Origin of the sequence: Paraburkholderia phymatum (assembly GCF_040965635.1) — a bacterium.
In the GTDB taxonomy this organism is placed as follows: domain Bacteria; phylum Pseudomonadota; class Gammaproteobacteria; order Burkholderiales; family Burkholderiaceae; genus Paraburkholderia; species Paraburkholderia phymatum_B.
This window is the reverse complement of record NZ_JBFRCH010000023.1, coordinates 81,721-103,905: the sequence shown is the minus strand read 5'-3', so window position 1 is coordinate 103,905 and position 22,185 is coordinate 81,721. Positions and strand designations below refer to the sequence as shown.

Annotated in this window: 13 protein-coding genes and 5 pseudogenes; 13 read left to right on the top strand and 5 right to left on the bottom strand. The window is 55.1% G+C overall.

The features are described from left to right. Positions 1-194: 194 nt before the first annotated feature. From AB4Y32_RS29100 to AB4Y32_RS29085, 4 genes and pseudogenes are all read left to right on the top strand, one after another. Positions 195-776 carry a tyrosine-type recombinase/integrase gene (locus tag AB4Y32_RS29100; RefSeq protein ID WP_368724632.1) on the top strand — a complete coding sequence of 194 codons (582 nt, stop codon included), beginning with the start codon at positions 195-197 and terminating at the stop codon, positions 774-776. A gap of 594 nt (positions 777-1,370) precedes the next feature. Further along, positions 1,371-2,120, top strand: coding sequence for a tyrosine-type recombinase/integrase (locus AB4Y32_RS29095; RefSeq protein WP_368724631.1), 750 nt, complete (start codon positions 1,371-1,373; stop codon positions 2,118-2,120). 53 nt (positions 2,121-2,173) lie between these two features. Beyond that, positions 2,174-2,395: pseudogene (locus AB4Y32_RS29090) on the top strand (ATP-binding protein); the annotation flags it as partial. Continuing rightward, positions 2,392-2,703 (top strand): hypothetical protein, encoded by a 312-nt coding sequence (locus AB4Y32_RS29085; RefSeq protein WP_368724630.1) that lies wholly within the window; start codon positions 2,392-2,394, stop codon positions 2,701-2,703. The pseudogene AB4Y32_RS29090 and the gene AB4Y32_RS29085, both read left to right, overlap by 4 nt. A 284-nt stretch (positions 2,704-2,987) precedes the next feature. Here the strand turns inward: AB4Y32_RS29085 and AB4Y32_RS29080 are convergent. Next, a pseudogene (locus AB4Y32_RS29080) lies at positions 2,988-3,218 on the bottom strand (transposase); the annotation flags it as partial. 807 nt (positions 3,219-4,025) lie between these two features. Next, positions 4,026-4,253: a hypothetical protein gene (locus AB4Y32_RS29075; RefSeq protein ID WP_368724629.1), complete on the bottom strand. Its 228-nt coding sequence runs from the start codon at positions 4,251-4,253 to the stop codon at positions 4,026-4,028. Positions 4,254-4,957: 704 nt separating this feature from the next. Between AB4Y32_RS29075 and AB4Y32_RS29070 the strand changes: the two genes are divergently transcribed. From AB4Y32_RS29070 to AB4Y32_RS29035, 8 genes and pseudogenes are all read left to right on the top strand, one after another. Further along, entirely contained in the window at positions 4,958-5,848 is an 891-nt protein-coding gene (locus AB4Y32_RS29070) for a response regulator transcription factor (RefSeq protein WP_368724628.1), read from the top strand. 245 nt (positions 5,849-6,093) lie between these two features. Continuing rightward, the gene (locus AB4Y32_RS29065) at positions 6,094-6,354 is read left to right on the top strand and encodes a hypothetical protein (protein ID WP_368724627.1); all 261 of its coding nucleotides are present in this window, start codon (positions 6,094-6,096) and stop codon (positions 6,352-6,354) included. 642 nt (positions 6,355-6,996) lie between these two features. Then, on the top strand, positions 6,997-14,070 hold the full coding sequence (locus AB4Y32_RS29060; RefSeq protein ID WP_368724626.1) for a non-ribosomal peptide synthetase/type I polyketide synthase: 7,074 nt from the start codon (positions 6,997-6,999) through the stop codon (positions 14,068-14,070). A 43-nt stretch (positions 14,071-14,113) separates the two neighbouring features. After that, entirely contained in the window at positions 14,114-15,409 is a 1,296-nt protein-coding gene (locus tag AB4Y32_RS29055) for an aspartate aminotransferase family protein (RefSeq protein ID WP_368724625.1), read from the top strand. Positions 15,410-15,477: 68 nt separating this feature from the next. Beyond that, positions 15,478-16,449, top strand: coding sequence for a DMT family transporter (locus tag AB4Y32_RS29050; RefSeq protein ID WP_368724624.1), 972 nt, complete (start codon positions 15,478-15,480; stop codon positions 16,447-16,449). A 349-nt stretch (positions 16,450-16,798) separates the two neighbouring features. Beyond that, the gene (locus tag AB4Y32_RS29045; RefSeq protein WP_368724623.1) at positions 16,799-18,184 is read left to right on the top strand and encodes an amidohydrolase family protein; all 1,386 of its coding nucleotides are present in this window, start codon (positions 16,799-16,801) and stop codon (positions 18,182-18,184) included. Positions 18,185-18,256: 72 nt separating this feature from the next. Then, positions 18,257-18,495, top strand: a pseudogene (locus tag AB4Y32_RS29040) (IS3 family transposase); the annotation flags it as partial. A gap of 189 nt (positions 18,496-18,684) precedes the next feature. Beyond that, positions 18,685-18,879 (top strand): annotated as a pseudogene (locus AB4Y32_RS29035) (IS5/IS1182 family transposase); the annotation flags it as partial. Positions 18,880-19,167: 288 nt separating this feature from the next. Here AB4Y32_RS29035 and AB4Y32_RS29030 read toward each other — a convergent pair. Continuing rightward, the gene (locus AB4Y32_RS29030) at positions 19,168-20,184 is read right to left on the bottom strand and encodes an IS110 family transposase (RefSeq protein ID WP_368724622.1); all 1,017 of its coding nucleotides are present in this window, start codon (positions 20,182-20,184) and stop codon (positions 19,168-19,170) included. A gap of 76 nt (positions 20,185-20,260) precedes the next feature. Here AB4Y32_RS29030 and AB4Y32_RS29025 point away from each other — a divergent pair. Continuing rightward, a pseudogene (locus AB4Y32_RS29025) lies at positions 20,261-21,025 on the top strand (IS5 family transposase); the annotation flags it as partial. Positions 21,026-21,146: 121 nt separating this feature from the next. Here AB4Y32_RS29025 and AB4Y32_RS29020 read toward each other — a convergent pair. After that, positions 21,147-21,431 carry an SDR family NAD(P)-dependent oxidoreductase gene (locus tag AB4Y32_RS29020; protein ID WP_368724621.1) on the bottom strand — a complete coding sequence of 95 codons (285 nt, stop codon included), beginning with the start codon at positions 21,429-21,431 and terminating at the stop codon, positions 21,147-21,149. Positions 21,432-21,638: 207 nt separating this feature from the next. Next, positions 21,639-22,106 (bottom strand): hypothetical protein, encoded by a 468-nt coding sequence (locus tag AB4Y32_RS29015; protein WP_368724620.1) that lies wholly within the window; start codon positions 22,104-22,106, stop codon positions 21,639-21,641. Positions 22,107-22,185: the final 79 nt, after the last annotated feature.

Genomic DNA, 22,185 nt, shown 5'->3' with positions numbered 1-22,185 from the left:
GCATCCACATACTGCTCCCGGAGGTGTCTGCGTCCCGTCGTTGGGATCGTGCGCCAGCTCACCACCACCAACGAACGTCAGCCGTTGGCTCTCGCTCTCCTCCCCGTACCGCGTCAGCGGTTTAGTACATGTCGAGTAATGTTGCGCGCAACATTAGTTGACGAGATTGCCCAACCCTGGCCGGAGGCACAGCCATGTTATCTGAAGCCGTGGAGTCGTATCTGACGTTACGTCGTACTTGCGGATTTGCGATCAAGTCTGAGGGTGATCTCCTGCGGACCTTCGCTGCCTTCGCGGACGCGCGCGGCGAACGCTACGTTTGTGCAGCAAGCGCCATCGAATGGGCCGGACTGGCTGAATCGGTCTTTCAGCGTGCCCGCAGGCTCGGCGCAGTAATTCGCTTCTCCCGGCACGCCCGGGCCGATGACGAGCGCCACGAAATACCACTGCCGGTATTTGGCCGCGAGAAAGCGCCGCGTCCGGTTCCTTATATTTTTTCCGAAGACGAGATCCGGCGTCTTGTCGAGGAGGCAGCCCAGTCAGGTTATCGCTCGTTGCGGCGACGGACTTACAGCACGCTGTTCGCGCTGCTCGCCTGCACGGGTCTTCGAGTGTCGGAAGCCATTCGTTTGCGATTCGATGACATTACAGAGGACGGCCTTGTTATTCGATGTTCCAAGTTCCATCGGAGCCGTATCGTGCCAACTGCACGATGCGGCTCGAGTGGGTCTGGCGAACTATCTAGAGATACGACGTCCCTATGCCCCGTTCGATGATCACGTCTTCATCTCCTTGCGCAGAAAGCCCCTGCTTATCGACGCTGTCGACAGCGCATTCCAAACTGTAGCCGCCCGAATTGGCTTCCCCGCAAGCAGGGCTGTCGCGACCGACGCCTCACTCGTTTCGCCATACGTTTGCAGTGAGAGCACTGGAACGCTCTCCGGATGGTCGTGATCGCATCGCGAAACACATGCTGGCACTTTCCACTTATCTCGGACACAGCACGATTTTTTCGACCTACTGGTATCTGGACGCAACCCCGTCCCTCATGCGGGACATCGCAGATCGTTGTGAGACCCTCGTAGCCGGAGTACAGTCATGACTCTAATCGCACCTCATATCACGGCGTTTCTCCAGCAACGCCTTCCCGTCGAACGTCGCGCCAGTATCAACACCTGCGACCTCCTACGCCTACGCATTCAAGTTGCTCTTTACATATGCCAGCCGACGTTTAAAGGTTCCGCCATCGCAATTGCATCTGGAGCAGCTTGATTCTGATCTGATCGTTGGATTTCTGAACTATCTGGAAACAGAGCGGCACAATGGGCCCGAGTTCAAGAAACGCTCGCCTCGCAGCCATCAAGTCATTCATGTACTTTATGGAATATCATGTCCCAGCGGCGCTCGATCACATCCGCCGAGTTCTGGCGGTTCCGTCAAAGAAAGCGGACGCACGTCTCGTCAAGCATCTCACCATTGACGAGATGCAGTGTATCCTGGACGCCCCTGTGCCTAATCATCGCGAAGGCATTCGCGATCGTGCAATGCTGCATCTACGTTTCGCTGCAGGACTACGCGTCTCGGAACTCGTCGGACTGCGGCTTGACGACATACAACTTCGACCATACCCGAGCGTTCTCGTTCACAGCAAGGGACGCCCCGAGCGCTGCCTGCCGCTCTGGAGGGAAACGACATCAGCCTTACGTCCATGGATGGCAGTCCGAGGCCTCGCACCGTTTCCTGAGCTGTTTCTGAATGCCCATGGCGAGCCCATGACTCGCTCCGGTTTCGAGTACATCCTGCATAAGCATGCGCGGGCCGCCGCTAGCCGTTGCCCCTCATTGAAAGGCCGGCGCGCCTCTCCGCATTTGTTGCGACACACTTGCGCGCTTCGTATCCTGGAGGCAATTAAAGATCCGCGTAAGGTTTCTCTTTGGCTTGGACACACGCACATGCAAACGACTGAAATCTACACCCGAGCGGATCCCTCTGTGAAACTGGAGGCGCTCGAGGCAGTCACGCCTCCGACACTGCGGTCAGGGCGTTTTAAAGCGACCGATGCACTGATTGCCTCGTTGACAGCGTCAACTATTATGCACAGAAGAAAGCGTCAAACCTGAGGACGGGCGGGCCTTCGAGAAAGGGGGCTCGCGTAAAAATAGACCCCGCATTAAACCAGCCGTTCGGCGAATGGGAGAAGGTCTTCCCCGACCGGGCCATGACGGTGGCCGCCGTCGATCGGCTGGTCCATCACTCGACCATCTTCGAGCTGAATGTCGATAGCTACCGTCGCCGTACCGCCCTGGAGCGCAAGCAGCAGGGTCCGGGACGCCCGGCCAGTCGAGCGACACCAAAGAACGTCGGCGTGCCGCCAAAACAGGAGGATCAACAATGACGGGTAATTCGCAGTTCACGGGTGTAACGCGTGACGACGCATCCGGCAGTTCGATGCCGACGCCCCGCGCGCTCACTGGAGCGCAACGGCAACGTGCGTATCGCTTGCGGCGCAAACGGTCCGTGACAGACGCCATTGGTGAGGAAGTCCTGGCGTCACGCGTTACGTTGCTTGCCCTGCTCGGCGACGCACTGGCTGCAATAGAAGCGAGCTGCACTTCGACGATGCTCATCGAGATCAAACGCGAGAGCGTAAAGCGCGTGCTCAAAGCCATCGTCACGCGTTACGGCATCGACTTCACCGACTGACGCGCTGTTCTCATCCAGATTGACGCGCGGCTGGCAGGCCAAGCTCGCCGGCGTCAATCAACACCGGCGTCATTACCCTCGCCACCACATTCTTATCCTGATTGTCGCGCGACCAGAATACCTGCGGCGTCACGCGTTACACAGTAATCCTCAACGACTGAAGTCCTCATCTTGATTGTCGCGCGACCCCCGCTCGCCAGCGTCAATCAACATCGGCATCATCATTCCTGCCGCGACATTCTCAAGCCGATTGTCGCGCGTCTCATCCAGATTGTCGCGCCACAGTGCAGGTTCACCTTGCGACCTGAGCCCGTCTGCCTGGGTACGAGGCCCGCCGCGAATTCTCTGTCCGAGGCGAATGCGTTCGGATCACCCATCATCGCAACGGCTGCTGTTGCTGTAAGCAGTCCTACGCCTAGGATTTCTCTGATGGCCCTGACCGCTGGATCTTGTTTCTTCCACTCCCGCACACTGCGCTCGGTCTGCGCAACCTGTTCATCGAGTTTCGCCAGCCCATACAGGGGCTTCGTCCAATACTATCTGATGGCCTTTAACTTTAACCGGCTCTGGCAAAGCCAGGACACGGGGGACACGGGATTACGCACATCTCAACTCCTTCCAGCATGCGTGACATCCGCCTATCAGACTCTGCGAGAGATGGATTCGGCCAGCTCGAGCGTCAACAATGTTGGATTTGTCGGCTCCGTGACACGAAGTGCTCGATTCTGCTTTGAATCCAACCTCTCCGTGAAATTAAATAAACGAGGGTTTTCGACTTTGAAGGCTAGTTGTTAGCGGCGGCGTAGATCCGACGCCGGACGGCGGCGCAAGGTTGAGTTAAACAGTCTACCCTGCCCCGCAGGCGTTGCCCTCCGAGGGCGAGTAACGAATGATTAGTTAGAATCTGTCGTCGATGTCAACATCGGTGGGCGGGGTGAACGTTGCACGCGGACGAGCTCATGTAACTCGACGCCGTATGCTCGGGCGCCATCCATACCTGCCGCACACCGTGCGCCGCACGCTTGAGCGGCGCATACTCGCTTGACGCACCCTGTATCTGGAAGATGCGTGACGTCGCCTTCAGTCCGGTTCTCAATCCCGGTCGCCTCGGGTTGTCCGAACCGTCTCGCGCCTCGCGATCGCGATCTGACCCACTCGCTACTGAACGCTGCACGCTCACTACGGCATCAAATATATCTGGTCGAGTCTCGCCGAGCGTTCCGAAGGGCCGATTAGCGGCGCGCCTGCTTATGACGCTGGTCGAACTTGAACTCGCCGAGCGCGATCGACGCCGCATCGAAGATCATCTCACTGAGGCCAAATTATAATGCCAGGCAAGACGCTGGAGAACTTCTGCTTCGACGCCCCACCCGATAGCGTTCAGGGCGCAGGTCTGGCGACGGCTGGCTGCGCAGCGGCGCCGATTTGATCCCGATCGGACCGCCCAGCGGGGGCAAGTCGCACTTATCGTCGGCCTCGTGCAGCAGCTCCAGTTCGCGCGTCGCAAACTGGCTCTTGAAGCTGCCGTCAACCGGTTGGGTCGATTCCATCTGCTCACCCTCGATCTCGCGTATCTCACCAAGGACTCACGCACCGGCACTGGCAGGCGCTCCTGCAAGGTGGCATCGAGCGCGGCGAGTTGGCGCTCAGCCAGTGCGAGCCGTTCTGTCTCACGTAACAGCCATTGGCGCAGCTACGCTGGTAGGGCTGCGCCGTCGTGATAGATGATGACCGCACCGCTTTCGAGTCGATCGCGTCGGCGAACGCCTTATGGTCGACTTCGTTCCAGCAGCCAAAGGTTATCAGCAGCTTTCTCATGCGGTCGCGATGCTGCCGCACCTTTTGCAGTTGACCTTGATCGCACAATAGACGCCAAGATGCCTTGTCCTGTGGCGACGGTACGCGACCTACTTGCGCGCGATTGCGTTCGCCATACGGCCAGGCGCGCAGGTTGATGACGAGCCTGATCGCATCGAGCCGCGCGTCGTTTGTGGCGCTCGACTGGAACGTCGCCGGATCTACGACGTAGCATTCGAAATGTCGCGGCTGCAGCGCGCGACAGGTCCAGAAGGCGTCCTCCTTCACTGTGCGTTGAACGTTTCCGCGATGTGACGTCGTCGTTGCTTTTCACCCGCAGTTCACACTTTTGACCGCTGTTGGGCACGATTTTTGAATCCCATTGCAGCGGGCACAAGCCTATACCAGCCAAATCGCCGCTCATTCCAGCTCGCCAAGAGCCGGGAAGGAAATCCTTATGTCAGAACTTCGACACCGTGCACACCGCAGTTTTTTCGCCGCGGCGGACGCTACCGAGCAACGATTTGCCTGCAACTACGTTGATGAATCAATCGCTCCGGTGCCGGCGCATCAACGCGATCAGCATCAGTTCCAGACCGCAGCAGCCATGCTGACGAAGCCAATGGCCCTAATTTGTTCCGAGGATGTCGAGTTCTACATGATGTTCAGCCATATTTTAGGGGCGGAAGGCTTCCTTTGCGAACTTGCTGGCAGCGCACAGGAAGCAGTGGAAAAGACTGCTTCCCGGGCGCCTAAAGCAGTCATTATCGACTGTCAGCCCACTAGCACCAAGGGGCCGGCGATTTGTACGCGCTTCAAGGTTGCGGAGCAGACCAGTGCTCTCTCCATCATTGCCGTCATCGCGCCTGGCGCTGAGCGCCAGCACCTTGAGTTGCTAAAAACAGGAGTCGATGAGACCTTCGTGCGCCCCTTCGCACCGGCCAAATTAATCTCATATCTGCGTTCGCGCCTGTCGATGGCGTGGTCGCGTTCCGAAAGTCGCCAGAAAGGCCAGTCGCTCACTTGCGGCGACCTTGAAGTCCAGTTCGGTAGCCGCAGCGTGCGCTGCAACGGAAAGCACATTCCTCTACGTCAAATCGAGTTCAATCTGTTGCGGCATCTCATGGAGAACCGTGGCAACATCTGCCGCCGTGACGACCTTATTGGAGCAGCGTGGCCGAGCAACGTCTTTGTCGACGCGCGGACCGTCGATGCCCATATTTGTCGCCTCAGGAGAGAGCTGAAGATAATCGCGGTCAACAATGTGATCCGAACTGTACGTCCAACTGGTTATACCTTCGAAGAACACAATAACTGGTCAACCGCATCGCCAAACGGGTCGGAGTGAGTTTCGCTTATACAGCGTACTGGGCCGAACAGTCGAGACGAGGTCACGAACGCACCGCGATGCTGCGTCAAATTACCGATGATCATCCGATCGCCTTCGCAGATGAGCCCGCGTCTTTGGCACAGCTCGGGCTCTTGTACTTTCTATCGTGAATAATGTCCTCTGATGGCATTTCAACGTCAACGTTCGACATTCGACCAGACACCTGCGGTAGCGGCGCTATAGGCATACCCCGGAGCAGAAGGTTGGACCGTTCCAAGCTGTTCGGCCAGCGAGCCGTCATCATAAGGTACGTCAAAATTCCCCAACTTCGCGTTCGTATGTCCGCCCGTGAGGGCAGGCTCGCCTCAATCAGCCGCGGCAGGGTGCTGGTAAACTCGGCGCTATTGCGCCACCTTCGAAACCCGCTGTCGTTCTGCTTTCCTAAGCTTGTTGTATGGCTGCGGCAGCCGGGCCGTGCGCCAGCCATCCGCGCGTACCGCCTGTCGTCGATAACCCAGCGCTGAAGCGTGCGCGCGTTCGAGCTCCAACTTTTCGCATCCCATTCCCTAGCCGGCAGATGGAATGTACCGCGTCACGGATCAACGATGAACATAACAGCGATCGGCGACGTTGACCAATCAGCAGTGGCAGTCCCAGCCCGCCGAATGGGGAATTGTTTGCAGTTGATGGCGCGTATGCGCACCGCGCCGGTCAGGATTGAATGAGGTGAATGTCTGTAGCGAAGTAATGTGACTGCGCGCCGCGCTTGATGATGGCCAAAGCCTGTTCTGTGTGTCGGTTGGTCTGTGCTTGCGCCTTTGCATGCTGTTTCCAGGCGGGTCAGCCTCACACATCGGACATTCGCATCAAGTGTCAGCCCCAGGACGCACCTCATATTGATTGAGGCCGCACTCGCCGTTGGCGTTGACCACGGCTTCCCGATTGACCTTAAATTAAGAGCATTGGGATTTCAGACGGCTGGTTATTTTCACATAAACGGCCGCACTAAATGAATCATTTTTCCACATAAAAATACAGTTTTAATCGCAATATAAACATATTATTTCCAATTCATACCCGACGCACAAAAAGATATTTGAAATTTCACACCTGTCGCCGCAAGAATTGGTAGCATTTTTCGAACAAAAGACCGTCGGAGTGACGAAATGAGCTACATAAAGCGACCTCTCTCGCGCGACCAAATGGGTCTTTGGTTGCACCACCAAAAAAGGCCAACTGGTAGCGAATACAATTTGCCCGTCGAGATCCGCGCAAATACATCATTTAACTTCGCGGCACTACGCCGCACACTTCATATATTAGTCGACCGACATGAAATGCTCCGAACGACGTTTCATCAGGAAGGCGTTCGAACGGTTCAGCACATACATCAGTCGGTTTTCTCGGACTTGCACATCGTTCCATCGCAGGGAGAAGAAAATCCAGATTTCGCTCGATCTGTCTCGGCTGAAGCGCGGACACCTTTCGATCTTGAAAATGGGCCACTATTTCGCACTCACCTGTTCATCCGCAGTGAAACAGAAGAGGTCCTTCTTTTCAATTTCCACCACATTATTACAGACGGATATAGCATTCGCACATTCCTGCACGAATTCGGCGAGATTTACCGCGCGTGCTGTAACAACACGACGATTCCTAGTCCAAGCGGAACGGCTTCTTACGAGGACTTCGTATCATGGCAGGATCGAGTCCTCACGGATCACGATGGAGAACGCATGTGGTCGTATTGGCAGAAGCAGTTGGCTGGACATGATCCTGATTTGGCTCTTCCGACCGACAGGCCACGAACTGCGCATAACGCAAGCAACGGGTCAGTAGTGTCTTTAGACATCGAAATGTCGCTGATTGGGCGTTTAGAGCAGTTAGCGAAAAAGGAGAAGGTAACGCTCGCCACGGTTCTACTTGCTGCCTATTATGTCTTGTTACATCGCTACTGCGACCAAGACAACATAACTCTGTACGTACCGCGCCTCGGCCGTCCTTTCGAGAGGTTTTCTGGGACGTTTGGCTATTTTGTGACACTAGGCGTTCTACCTCAGGATCTTTCTGGGAATCCAATCTTCCTTGACTTTCTACAACGGGTGCATGAACTAACACGGTCGGCACGCAAGCACGAATATTTCCCCCTCACGACGCTGCTGGAGCGACTCAAGCCTTCTCATATACCTGGCCGAAATCCATTGGCGCAAGCAGTATTCAACTTTATTCCGGAGGCTGTGAGCTCCCTTGGCTTTACACCCTGCGAAGTGGAGCTTTCCGGCATACCCGTACAAATTCGATTGTGCGAGACAGACACCTGGATCGACCTTGATCTTCGCATTTTGGTTGGAAAAGAAACAGTCCGACTTTACCTCGTATACAACTCCGATTTATGGGATCAAACCACAATAGAAGGACTCGCGCAGCACTATCGTTTATTGCTTAATGCGATTGCAGATGCACCCGCGCAACGGATAGGCGAGTATAATTTAATCACCCGTGAAGACGAGCGCCTGCTTCTGAATGAATTAAATGACACAACGGTGCCTTTTCGGTCTGACATTTGTCTACATAAACTGATTGAAGGTATGGCAGTCGCTTACCCTGAGAATATCGCTGTCAGTTCCTCGTCCGAGAAACTCAGCTATGCCATACTCGATCAACAGGCGAATACGCTTGCCCGACACCTTATTTCGAAAGGTATTGGCCTTGGACACGTCGTCGGCGTCCTTATCGAACGCTCAGGCGACCTCATCGTCAGCTTCCTCGCAGTCTTGAAGGCGGGGGCCGTCTATCTTCCCCTCGATCCGCGACTACCAGCCGAACGCCTAGGGTTCATGATGCGAGACGCGGGCGCTGCTGCGGTTATTACCGTGGCAAAGTTTACAGATCTCCCATTCGATAACGCCGTGGCAAGGCCGAATTCTGTGAATGCGGGCGAACGCTTGATGATCCTTCTCGATCGAGATCGCACCAATATTGCTCGGCATGAAACCACAACTCCCTTCTGTCCCGCAGGCCCATCAGATCTGGCCTACATAATCTACACTTCGGGATCTACCGGCAAACCAAAAGGTGTTCAGATTGAACATCGTAGTGCGTCCAACATGGCGGAGGACTTAAGGCGCACTTATCAGTTGGGGCCTGATAGTCGCGTGCTGCAATTCGCTTCTTGTGGGTTTGATGCTTCGATTTTTGACTTCCTGTTGGCTTTATCTGCAGGCGGGCGCTTGTGTCTGCCGCCACCGTCGGCGTCCCTACCGGGAGCGGAACTTGTTGAATTCATGCGCCGAGAGTCTGTTAACACCGCCGGCCTTACACCGACAGCATGGGCCTCTTTGCCATCGACAGACCTCCCTGACCTTACTGTGATCAAGTCCGGGGGAGAGCCATTACCGTCGAGCCTCATTGACCGATGGGGGCAGAATCGTCGCATTTTTAACTCATATGGGCCTACGGAAGCAACCGTCTATTGCATAAGGACGGAGGTGAACGCCGATGGCCAGAAGCCGCCGATTGGACGTCCGGCGATAAACACGAAGATTTACATCCTGGATCGCTACGGCAATCCGGTACCCGTTGGTGCAGTCGGCGAACTTTACATCGGTGGCGTCGGCGTGGCCAGAGGGTACGTCAATCGTGACGAACTCACACGCGCGCATTTCATACAAAGTCCATTCGATAATCGCCCGCAATCCAAGCTCTACAAGACTGGAGATCAAGCGCGCTATCGCTCGGACGGGATGATTGAATTCATAGGCCGAAAGGATGAGCAGGTCAAGATCCGCGGCATGCGTGTAGAACTTGGCGAAATCGAGCAGAAGTTGATGGAGCACGAATACGTCAAGGTATGCGGTGTGACTCTGAGAGAGGGTGAAAACGGCAGTCCGAAACTGACAGCCTATATAGTGGGCGGATTCGATAATTCGGAAAAGTTTGATGAGCTTCGCGCCTTTTTGCGCACTTCGTTGCCGTCGCATATGATTCCCTCACAATTCGTAGTCCTCCCGCAGCTACCGACTACGAATAGCGGAAAGATCGATAAGCGCGCACTTCCTGATCCAATAGGATCTCTGAAGCCGAAAGCTCGACTTTTGCCAACGGGCAGATTTCATAGTGAGCTAACGGATATCTGGAAGGAGGTGCTGACGCTGGACTCTTTTTGCGACGACGATAATTTCTTTGATGTTGGAGGAGATTCTCTGGCGATCGTCGAAGTCCAGGCTCGAATCCGCGAACGCTTAGGCATCGATTGCAAAATTGTGGATCTGTTCGAGCACTCCACCATCAGAAAACTGGCCGCGCATTTGGCCACACTTTCCGATGCAAGTCAGCCCGCTAAGCTTGTCGAGACACTAGCTACGTCGGCCGCAAGCGAGCACGCACGGAACCAAAACATCAATGCTGTTGCGATAATCGGCATGGCGGGCAGGTTCCCGGGAGCGGACGACGTCGATCAGTTCTGGAACAATCTGGTCGACGGTATAGAGTCCATCACGGATCTGGATGAACAGACATTGCGAGAAGCGGGCGTCAACCAGGACACTTTCTGTAAACCCAACTATGTCAAGCGCGAAGGCGTGATTAGTGGGTTTGACGTCTTCGATGCAGCTTTTTTCGGCATCTCACCGAAGGAGGCGTCGTGGATGGACCCGCAGCAGCGAATCTTGCTGGAGACAGCATACCACGCCCTCGAGAATGCCGGATACGGATCACGTGGCGACGCACAAGATACCGTCGGTGTATTCGCAGGCGTGGGGGCTAATCACTATGCGCCCGAGTGCGAGATAGGCGAACGCCTACTGGACTCAGAGAAACTGCAGGTTCACATTCTTAACAGCCGCGATTTCACAGCAACAAGACTAGGCTATAAGCTCAATTTGACTGGCCCCTGCGTGTCGATTCAGACCGCTTGCTCCACTTCACTAGTCGCGGTCCACCTCGCCTGTCAGAGCTTGCGCACCAACGAGTGCAACATGGCATTGGCAGGAGGTGCGTCGATTTCCCTGCCCCATGGAAAAGGTTATCGATATCAGCAGGGTCATATCCTATCTCCTGATGGGCGCTGCCGCGCGTTCGACGCTAAAGCACAAGGAACAGTGAGGGCCAGCGGAGCCGCAGTCGTCGTTCTTAAACGGCTGACCGATGCTTGCCGAGACGGCGATTATATCTGGGCCGTCATAAAAGGCAGCGCTATCAACAACGATGGCGCGGCTAAGGTCGGCTTCACCGCTCCTAGCGCCGACGGACAGGCGACGGCAATTCAAGCTGCCCTCACCGATGCTGGCGTCTCCGCGGATACCATTAGTTACGTCGAGGCACATGGTACGGGAACGTATCTGGGAGATCCTATCGAGATCGCCGGCCTTACTAAGGCATTCCGCCTTCACACCGAAAGGAAGCAATTTTGCGCAATAGGCTCGGTTAAATCAAATATCGGCCATCTTGACGCGGCAGCTGGCGTCACCGGCTTAATAAAACTCGCGATTATGCTAAAGAAGGGCATCATTCCCGCTAGCCTACATGTTGATGAGCCAAATCCTAACATCGACTTCGAGAATAGTCCTATGTTTGTGAACAAGACCGGCACCGCTTGGCCAAAGAATGATGGGCCACGGCGCGGCGGAATCAGTTCATTCGGAATTGGCGGCACGAATGGACATGCTATTCTCGAAGAATCCCCGCCGATGGCACGCGAACAGCTCCGCCCCGGATTATGCGTCTTTCCTCTATCGGCAGCGAGCACGTCGGCACTGACCGAAATGATTCGGCGGCTTTCGGCCTTCCTGCGTCGAAGTGACATTGAGCACGACGCGACGCACATCGCATATACCTTGCAACAGGGTCGGGCGCATCTTGGATACCGTGCATGCTTCGTGGGATCCGATATAGCGGGACTGGTCGACCAACTCGATCTGGCGATAAGCCACTCGAATTCGCCTCTGAGTAAGTCTCGCAACGAACGCCGCGTCGTTTTCATGTTCTCTGGACAAGGAGAGCAGCAGATCGGAATGGGTCGGCAGATTTATACGCAAGAACCGGTGTTCCGGGAAGCCATCGATGAATGTGCAAAGTGGATTAACGAGTTCGCACACACTGATTTTCGCCCTTTGTTGTACTGCGAACCTAAATCCGATGGTGAGCTCGACCCACAGTTGCAAGACCTCATACAGCCAGTCATGTTCGCAACTCAATATGCGATAGCTAAACTCCTCATTTCGTGGGGGATTCTCCCCGCGGCTGTGGTAGGTCACAGCATCGGAGAATACGCAGCGGCTCATATTGCGGGCGTCATTTCGTTACCCGACGCTATTCGACTAACTCTGACAAGAGGACGACTGACTTCTGGCGTAGAAGCTGGCGGCATTATCGCTGTCAACCTATCGCCCGAAGAGCTCCAGCGTTACTGGAACGAAGATCTGTCATTAGCAGCCGTAAACGGGCCGCGCCACTGCATCGTTTCGGGAGGCGTCGTCGCCGTTACAGCGCTTCATGAGCGGTTGCAGGCGCGATCCCTCGTGAGTAAACAGATATACGCAAGTCATGCCGTGCATTCATCCTTGCTGGATCCAATCTTGCCAAAATTCAGGATTGCTACTGAACAGATCGACTTTCGTAATCCACAAATACCTTTCATGTCGACGGTCACGGGGGACTGGGTTGAGGTGAACGTCCCGCTCGACGGCGGTTACTGGGTCCGCAACCTAAGAGAGACTGTAAAGTTCAATTTGGCACTAGATCGGCTCGTTCAATCAAATCACGATTTGTTCATTGAAATTGGGCCCGGCTCCGCTCTGACCAAATGCATCAGGCAGCATAAATCAGCCGGCGATCTGCGCGCCTTCACTGCCCTCTCAGCCCTACCGGGAAAAGATCGTGGACAAGGCGAGCATGCGAGCCTGCTACAGGTCCTGGGCGAGCTGTGGACGCGCGGCGTTAGGGTCGATTGGTCTGGTGTCCACGGTCATCAGCCCCGGCATCGCATCCCTCTCCCTTCTTATCCTTTCGATTCGAAACGCCATTGGATTGATGCGGCCCCGGTCAAACAGCACGTACAAGCGGTGGCCGCGAGCCAACCCGAGGTAGCGGCCACATTAGCCGATCGCCCTGAAGAGAATGGAGAAACGCACAGTCCGATTGCGATTGAGGCGACGGCGCCGGAAGCCTTGGACGGCCGAATTGCCGCGATATTTCGGGCCATTTTGGGCTTGGACGACGTTGCCCTGACCGACGGTTTCTTTGATCTTGGTGGCGACTCGCTGAGCGCCCTGAGTGTCATCAATTGCATCCAGCAGATTACGGATAAAGAATTGTCCGTCTCGCTTCTGCTCCAATATCAGACACCAAAGGACCTTGCCAAGGCTCTATCGACGAGAAAGGGGCCTTTCGACGCCTTGGTGCCGATACAAACCAGCGGTTCGCGGGCGCCAGTGTTTTGCCCTCATCCGTTTGGCGGACACGTAATGTCATATATACCTCTTGCGAACGCGCTGGGTAAGGAACAGCCGCTCTTCGGCTTGAAAGCGCGGGGTTTAGATGGTGAGGCTAGACCCCATTTGTGCATTCCTGAGATGGCACGAGATTATATCGACGTCGTCAAAAGCGTTCAGCCAAATGGTCCTTACCAATTCGTCGGATTATCCATGGGAGGAAGCATTGCTTGGGAGATGGCATGCCAATTGCGCAATGCCGGCGACGAGGTTGCATTACTTGCGCTGCTCGATACCAAGGCAATTCACAGGCCCGACGAAAATACCAGCAGACGGCATCATCATCTGCTCGGCGACGACCCAATTCCCGAATGGCTGAGCGACGACATTGTGACGTTGAGCATACTTTTTCCAAGCATAAAGAAACATTGGCGAAAAGTTAAGTTTGTTAAACCGGATCGGCAGATCGCGGCCTTGCTCGATTTTGGAAGAGAAGAATGCGATATCCCAGAGATGAACGAAACCCAGATTGGCCACCTCCTGACCGTTGCCAATGCAAATAGAATTGCGCTTTATGCCCATACACCTCAGCCATACGACTGCAAGTCCGTTCTATTTGCGGCCGAACGGGGATTACGCGTCAGCACTACTCAGCCGCAAGGTGATCTGGGGTGGCGCCAATTCGCACTAGGTGGTATCGAGATTCACGAAGTTCCGGGCAATCACTACACGATGACTGCACCGCCCCACGTCAGCGTGCTCGCGAGTAAGTTGAATAGCCATCTGATGCAAAGGAGTGACCTCGGCTGACTCACAATCCTTCCCAGCCCTCTACCCCGTATCGGAGGTTTTCATGTTGTCATCTCTACAAAAGCTGAGAGAACGTTATGTCAATGGAAATCCGAAAAGTGCAGAACAGTTCGCTGCTGCCGCCCACTATCTTCCCGGCGCAAATACGCGCGCGGCTCTCCACTTCGATCCATTTCCTTTGGTAATGCGAGCTGCCAGAGGGAGCTCACTGACGGACTTAGACGGTCATACATACATCGATTTTTCCAATGATCTAACCGCCGCATTTTATGGACACTCTCATCCGCTAATTGTTCAATCGATACACGATAGCTTGTCCACGGGGATTGGATATGGCGCTCCCTCTATACATGAAGCGCGTCTAGCCAGCGCCATTTGTACGCGCTGGCCATCTATCGAGCGGGTGCGGTTTTGTAATTCCGGCACTGAGGCCAATCTTCTAGCAGTCCAGCTTGCCCGCTATTTCACTCAACGACAAAAGATTCTGGCTTTCATTGGTGGATATCACGGTAGCGTCATGAACTTCCTTCCCAATTCGCACGCTCCCAATACGGACCTGAACGATGTGATTCTTGTGCATTTTAATGATGCGACAACTGTGCTTGAGGCTATAAATCATGCTCCTCGCGAAATCGCTGCAATAATTGTCGAGCCGATGATGGGCAGCGCCGGTGGAATACGAGCGGAAATACACTTCTTGGAGAAGTTGAAGCAATACGCAATTGATATCGGAGCCCTCTTAATCTTTGATGAAGTGCAAACTGGCCGACTGGCTTTCGGAGGACTGCAAGAGCGACTTCAAATCATCCCTGACATTACCACGCTTGGCAAGTTTGTCGGGGGCGGCTTCGCGTTCGGCGCTTTTGGCGGTCGCAAAGACGTATTGGAGTGCATGAATCCTTCACGCAACGCCTTTATTGTTCATGGTGGCACCTTCAATAATGCAGTGCTGACAGCCGCGGCAGGCTTCGTCGGCTTGAATCACATCGCAACGCGGCAAGAGATCGAGCGAGTGAATGAGCTCGGCGAGCGTTTACGCGCCGACTTGCAGTCAAATGCAAATGACCTGCAAGTGCCTCTGCACGTCGGAGGTATCGGTTCGCTCCTGTCTCTTCATTTTCAAAAGCAACCACCAAAGAATATCAGTTGCATAACTACACCAGCCGCTTGGCGGAAGGTACTCCACTTGGAGATGCTCGCACGTGGGTTCTATCTTCCTCAGCGCGGCACCTTCAGCCTATCACTTGCTACAACTGAGGAAGAATGCGCCGCCCTGTCCGACACCTTGTTAGAAGTGTTTGAAGGCTACCGCAATCACCTTCGGGAGTTTGCCGATTAACGCCCCGGCCACCTTCTCCCCTTCTGCTCGCAGAGAACTTATATTGCGCGATCGTTGCGGTTAGTCACATGATCACCACCAGCACGAACCTTCGAAGCAAAATGGCAGCATCGCTCGCGTTGCTGTTGTTCATTTCGTTTGCCTGGACCGGAACCATTGTATTCGCCAAAATGGCAGTGTGTGAAGTCTCGCCCCTTAACATCGTCTCAGCGCGACTGACGATCGCGGCAATATTCTTAGTCTGCTGGCTTCGGGTGCAAAAAATCCGCCTGCAGGCAACTCCTCGTAGTTCGTGTCGAACCTACTTTTTCATAGCCACATTTGGACATATTGTACCGTTTCTTCTAATATCGTGGTCTTTGATCAGCACTCCTGCAAGCGAAGGAAGTGTGTTGCTTGCAACGACTCCAGTCTTCAGCTCCTTAGTAAGTTATCTGAGGCTACGACGTCTTCCTAGTATTATTGAAATCGTTGGCGTTACGCTAGGTTTCGTCGGCACTATGTACTTCATAAAGGCCTCAATCATACCAAGCGTCACTGATCTGTCTCTGCAGCGGTTAGCTCTCGTCGCTTCCGCTGCAAGCTTCGCCATCTCAGGTGGATATGCCGCCCGATTACCGCCCGATGCAAACGTACGCTCGACTGCCGCGATTATCTGCTGGGCTTGCGTGATCATCATTCCCATCAGTCTAGTGATTGATCCACCAACTGCTAACTTGCCTTCATCTCACACGCTCATCATTTTGCTGCTGCTAGGTACTGTGTCAACGGCGATTGCATATGTCAGCTACTACAAACTCGTATCCACTGATGGACTCGTTTTTGCAAGTACACATCATTACCTCGTGCCAGCCATTGGTGTAGTCGTTGATTCATATATTTTCAACGAAACCCTCAGTTTGCAGCAACTTTATTCCGTCGCGTTGATTCTTGCAGGCGTCGCACTTTCTTGTAGCGGAGCATGGAGACGAAACCGACAAAATATATCAAAGCACGACGGCCACGTCGCCAAGGTGAAAGCTCAAGGTCAGCACCGGTAGTCATGGGTTGCAGCATAAGCGACTACGGATACACCGTTTCCAGATTTTTCTACAAACCGTTCGCGGAGGCGACGGTAATCGCCGTCGACGTGCTCAGCTCGCTCATACGGATAGAAACGGGCTTCATGATAACAGTAAGATTGCTCATGTCTGTTGGGCTGCGTGAATCGATCGCTAGTCGGCTACTGGCACCGCGAGCTGCGTCGATGCTACCAAAGTCAAACATAGGCCATTGTCGAACCCTCCGCTTAGCAACTAAGCAGTTCCCGCCGTCACGTACTAGAAGCTCCGTAACTTTTAGTCGTTACATCTCACCGTTGACGACGAACACCAATGAAGGAGAAATGTGATGAGCACCATAGCTCGAAAGCATGTCGATCTTATCGTGAAGAATGGTTTTTGTGTCACAAGTGATTCGGCTCATCCACAGATTCCATCCGGCTCAATCGCGATTGAGGGCGGCGTTATTGTATCAACTGGTCCAAACGATCTCGTGGCGGAACAATTCATCGCCAATGACACTATCGATGCCAACGGGGCAATCGTCCATGCAGGCTTCATTGACCCGCACGTACATTTAACCTCGACGGGATTTCACGCGTTTGGCCTGGATGCTTTGGCTCTTACGGGATCGACGTATAGTGATCTGAAATGCGCAACAGACGAAAAAATCACTTCGGCGCTGGCTGCGGCGTTCTCAGTCGCGATGCTACGTAAAGGATTTACTTTTTTTGCGGAAGCCGGAACTGTGTTCGAGACGGATGCAATGGCAGATGCACTGACGGCATGCGGAGTAAGAGCATTAGTGGCTGCACCCTACGCGTGGGACGACCTCTCCGTGATGAGAGCTTCCGCCCCAGGATTGATAGCCAGCAACATATTGGACCGGGCACCTGCGAATCTCAACCGATCCATCAAAGCCTGCGAGCAAGAATTAAAGCGAAACACTAACCCGAGCGTGCTAGTTCAGGGATTTGTATGTATTTATGGTGAGGGTAGCGCAAGTGATGAACTAATTGTTGGAGCCAAAACTTTGGCAAACGAGCATGACACGATATTCAATGAGCATCTGGGGTATTTGACCGCGAGCTATGCGGTGGAATGCGAAAAGTTTGGGATGAGCGGTGTTCGTCGCTTACAGCGACTCAATGCTCTCGACAACCTCACAACCCTCACGCATTTAAATGCGATCTCGGCAACAGACGCCGAGATTCTCGTCGCCGAAGGTGCGAACGCCATCTGGTGTCCGCTTAACATTCTGCAGCGCGCACTTTTTCTTACCAACGAAAATCAACAAATCAGCCTCTTCCGAAGAGGTGTACCCGTTGCCATCGCGGTAGATACTCTGCTTAGTTTCCCGTTGGGCAGCCCGGCGCTTGGGGCTAGCCTCCTAGCGGAAATCCTGCGGCAACCGCTGAGCGGCTCAGACATTTTGTGTATGCAAACCTTGCATGCCGCCCGATGCCTCGGTTTCGACTCACGAGTAGGCAGTATCACCGTGGGGAAGCGAGCCGATATCGTTATAAGGGCGATGGGAGATATAACGCAAGCGCCGGTCGCGCTTCCAGGAAATCTTTTGGGTGTTTCGGCGAGTTCAATGCCCGTCGATACCGTCATTGTCGACGGGAGGGTGATAATGAGAGGAGGTCGTGCCACCATCATTGATGAACAATCTGTCCTTTGTGAAGCAAAAAGACAAAGAAAGCGCCTTTTGAGGCGCGCCGGCTTTGATTGAGGAGTGAGCTTGCCCCCCCGAAAAACGAATCCCTTGCTGAGCGTTTGAACTCATGCAAGGAGAAACAAGAAGATGAGCAAGACAAAGCGTGCGCGATACACGCTCGAATTTACTGTAAGCTGGAATCGGTTCGGCTGGTCAAGGACGGCCAGAACATTTCGGCGGTGCCCGCGACGTTGGGCGCGCCGGCCCAATTCGATTTCCAACCGTGTCAAGGCTGAGCGCGAACGCAAGCTCAGCGGAGCCGATACAAAGCCGGTAAGTCTGAGCAGATGGAATTATCGAGACTGCGTGCCGAAGTGGCCCGCCTAACCCAGTTCACGCGCAAGCCTGCGCGCAGGCCGTCGAGCGCCGACTTGGTTGCGCTGTGGGCGGCGACACCCGCATGGCCGCGATTCGCGTTTACCGACGCAATGTTTAGGAAGGTCTGCAAAAGTCCTGGCATTGACGCCCCATTCAGCTATCCTGGAAGCATCGCGAATTAGTTGAGGAGAAGAGTAATGTCGCAGTTGGGTCTTGGCCTGGATCTGTCAACCAAGCGCACTCGCAAGCGGGAATTTCTCGATGAGATGCGGCGTGTTGTGCCGTGGTCGAAGCTGATTGCGCTGATCGAGCCGCACTATCCGGCAGGCAAAACCGGACGGCCGCCTTTCCCGATCGCGACGATGCTGCAAGTTCATTTTATGCATGTATGGACCCGACGCGTTTTGCAAGCTTTCTTTTGTGACGTAAAACGGTCTGCAAACATGTATCCGGCTTGCCTGGTGGGCTTGCCAGCATGCCCGCAGCCTTGATGAGATCCGCGCGCCCCGTCCTTGGCAGCAGTTCGGCCTTTTTGATCGGCCGGCAGAAAGTACAGGATCATGGGGCGCTGGTCTAACCGGTTTTGTCATCACAATCAGGAAGCTTCGCAAACCAGTGATGGTTGTGTCGCTACGATTAACACGTGTACTCCATGGCTTCAATGCCTTTATGAATCGGGCCTATACACCAGGCTTGTATGTGGCTTCGGTGCTCAGAAGCACCTGAATGAGCCGTGCATTCTTGTTGGCCAGTGCAACACAGGCCCGGTTGTAACCCCGACGCGCAATCAACTCCTGCAGCCAGCGGCTTCGAGCGTCGAGCTTGCCTGCCACGCGTATCAGGACGGATCTGGCGCCGTGAATCAGGAGTGTGCGCAAATACTTGTCTCCTCTTTTACTGATGCCGTAGAGTTGCGACTTCCCACCGGACGAGTGCTGCCGGGGCACCAGGCCAAGCCACGCCGCGAGATGACGGCCATTCCTGAAACCATCAGCGCGACCGACAGCGGCGACAATTGCTGTCGCTGTGATTGGGCCGATTCCCGGCACGGCGGCGATCTTCTGGCACAGAGCCGATCGATCCATGAATGAGCGAATCCAGCCTTCTGCCACGGCTATTTCCTCTTCCAGAGCGCGCAAATGCTGAACAAGCGTCATGATCAGGGACCGGCAGAAGCTGGTGAGTTCTCCCTCAGACTGTACGAGAATCTCGGGTATCGCTTTCCTGAAGGCTGCCGGCGACTGGGCTATCGCGATGCCGCGCTCGCCCAGAAGACCTCTTGCCTGGTTGATGATCGCCGTTCGTTGCTGGACAAGAAGTTCGCGCACCCGGTGCGCTGCCTGCATGTCCTGCTGTTCAACCGACTTCACCGCGACGAAGTTCATGGACGGCCGGGATGCGGCTTCGACGATAGCTTCAGCGTCGTTTCGATCATTCTTGTTCGTTTTAACGAAGGGCGTAACGTAGTGCGGGCTGATGAGGCGCACCTTGAAGCCTGCTTCCTCGAAACGCCGCGCCCAGTGATGGGAAGAGCCGCAAGCTTCCATCGCGATCGTCTGAGGACGCAGGGCCCGCACTGTTTCAATCAGAGTCGTTCGCGAAACCTTATTGCGATACACCGCCCGGCCCCGTACATCAGCGCCGTGGAGTTGAAAGACGCGCTTGGCGAGGTCAATGCCGAGAAGATCAATTTCCATGATGTGCCTCCACATCGGTCCGCGAGAATGAGACGCCCAGTTTCCTCCTGAGGGTGCGTCGGGTCAATCTCAGTAGCAGTGGTTCGGTCTGTCGGACCCTGCAATGGAAGAGGCGCTGTACGACGTGCCGCTGTATCGCGAGTTCGCGGGTCTCGACGGCGGCATGGTGCGTTTGCCGGATGAAAGCACGATTCTCCGGTTCCGCCATTTGCTCGAAACACATGGGCTGGCTGCGCAAATGCTCGCGCTGGTCAATGAGATCCTGACGGAAAAAGGCTTGATGCTAAAGGCGGGATCCGCAGTCGACGCCACCCTGATTGCCGCGCCCAGTTCGACAAAAAACGGTTCCGGCACCCGGGATCCAGAAATGCACTCGACGCAGAAAGGCGGCAACTGGTACTTCGGAATGAAATCGCACATCGGCGTCGACGCCGACTCCGGACTGGTTCATACAGTCATTGGAACGGCGGCCAATGTGCACGACATCACCGTTGCCCAGGCGTTGCTGCATGGCAAGGAGACGGATGTCTACGCTGACGCCGGGTATCAGGGAATCGAAAAGCATTGTGAGCCAGACAAAGCTCGCTGGCATGTTGCGATGAGACCGGGCAAGCGCAGACTACTGGACCTGAGTGATCCTCTGGACGCGATACACGATCAGATCGAACGGCTCAAGGCCGGCATCCGTGCCAAGGTTGAGCACCCGTTTCGCGTCATCAAGCGGCAGTTCGGCTATGCGAAGACCCGCTATCGTGGTTTGATGAAAAATACTGCCCAGACCACCACGTTGTTCGCGTTGAGCAATTTGTGGATGGCGCGCAGAGCTTTGCGAAACGCTTAAGATCGGGCCGGTGCGGCCATATGTTTCACCGGCACAGCCCCTGACAGGTGACCGTACCGGGCGATCTCCGCACAAGGAATGTCGTCAGCGTTCAGACTCCGATGAGTGTGGAAGATCACCGCTACGAAAACGACTTCTGCAGACCTTCCTTTACAATCGCACCGCGGTTCGCGTGGATCATCCACTTCGTGCAGCTTTGCGAACGCACGATGGTGCCAGTCAGATTGACCGCAATCATCTGCTCGATCGCGTCGGCGCGCATCAGCGCGAGGAGCCCGTCGTGACTCACGCCTGCATTGTTTACAAGCGCGCCGACGCTATCCCAGCGGTCTGCAACGCCGGCGACGAACTGCGACACGGCTGCGCTGTCGACTGGGCTGCCAGTGGAACCGCTCGGCGTGAACATCGCGTTCGATCAGACCGTCGATGTCGCCGTGCTTGCTCGGCTGACCAGCGCGAGCCCGAGGCCTCTACTGCCTCCACTAATGATGACTACGTCCTCTGCATCGCTCATAGTGATTGCTCCGTCGGTGCTAAAATTCTGGCTTCCTTGAATCTAACGTTATGATGCACGCTATTATCGATATCGATATGGACAGGCACCTTGAAACGTTCAAGGCACCTTGCACAGGAATCTCTTAACCGCGCGGCAAGCGCCGCGGGCGCCTCGGACTCGATCACCGAAACGCGGCGACGACGACCTGTCCATTACCGGAGTCGGCCGGCCGGACACCGTCACATCCCGGGCGTTTCCGGCCGCAAGCAGCGTGCTCTCGACTTCGCCCGGATAAACTTTTTCGCCGCCGACATTGACGATCTCTGAGCGCCGCCCGAGCGCGGGTACATACTCGCCATCTGTCTCGACAACGTCACCGGTGTTGAACCACCCTTCGTCGTCGAACGGCGAGGGCGCATTCAAATAGCCCAGCATCGCCGTTGCGGAGCGTATCCAGAGTACGTCGTCGGCGATCCTATGCTCGAACCCCTCCGTGCCGAGCTTCATCCACAGTGAACCCGAGCCTTTCGACCGCGTCGGAAGGATACCGAGCTCGGACAGTCCGTACGTCTGTTTCAGCTTCACGCCGGGCATTGCGCCGAGCAGTGCGGCAAGGGTTGTTTCAGGTATTGGTTCACTGCCGTATGTAATGAGCCTCAGCGAC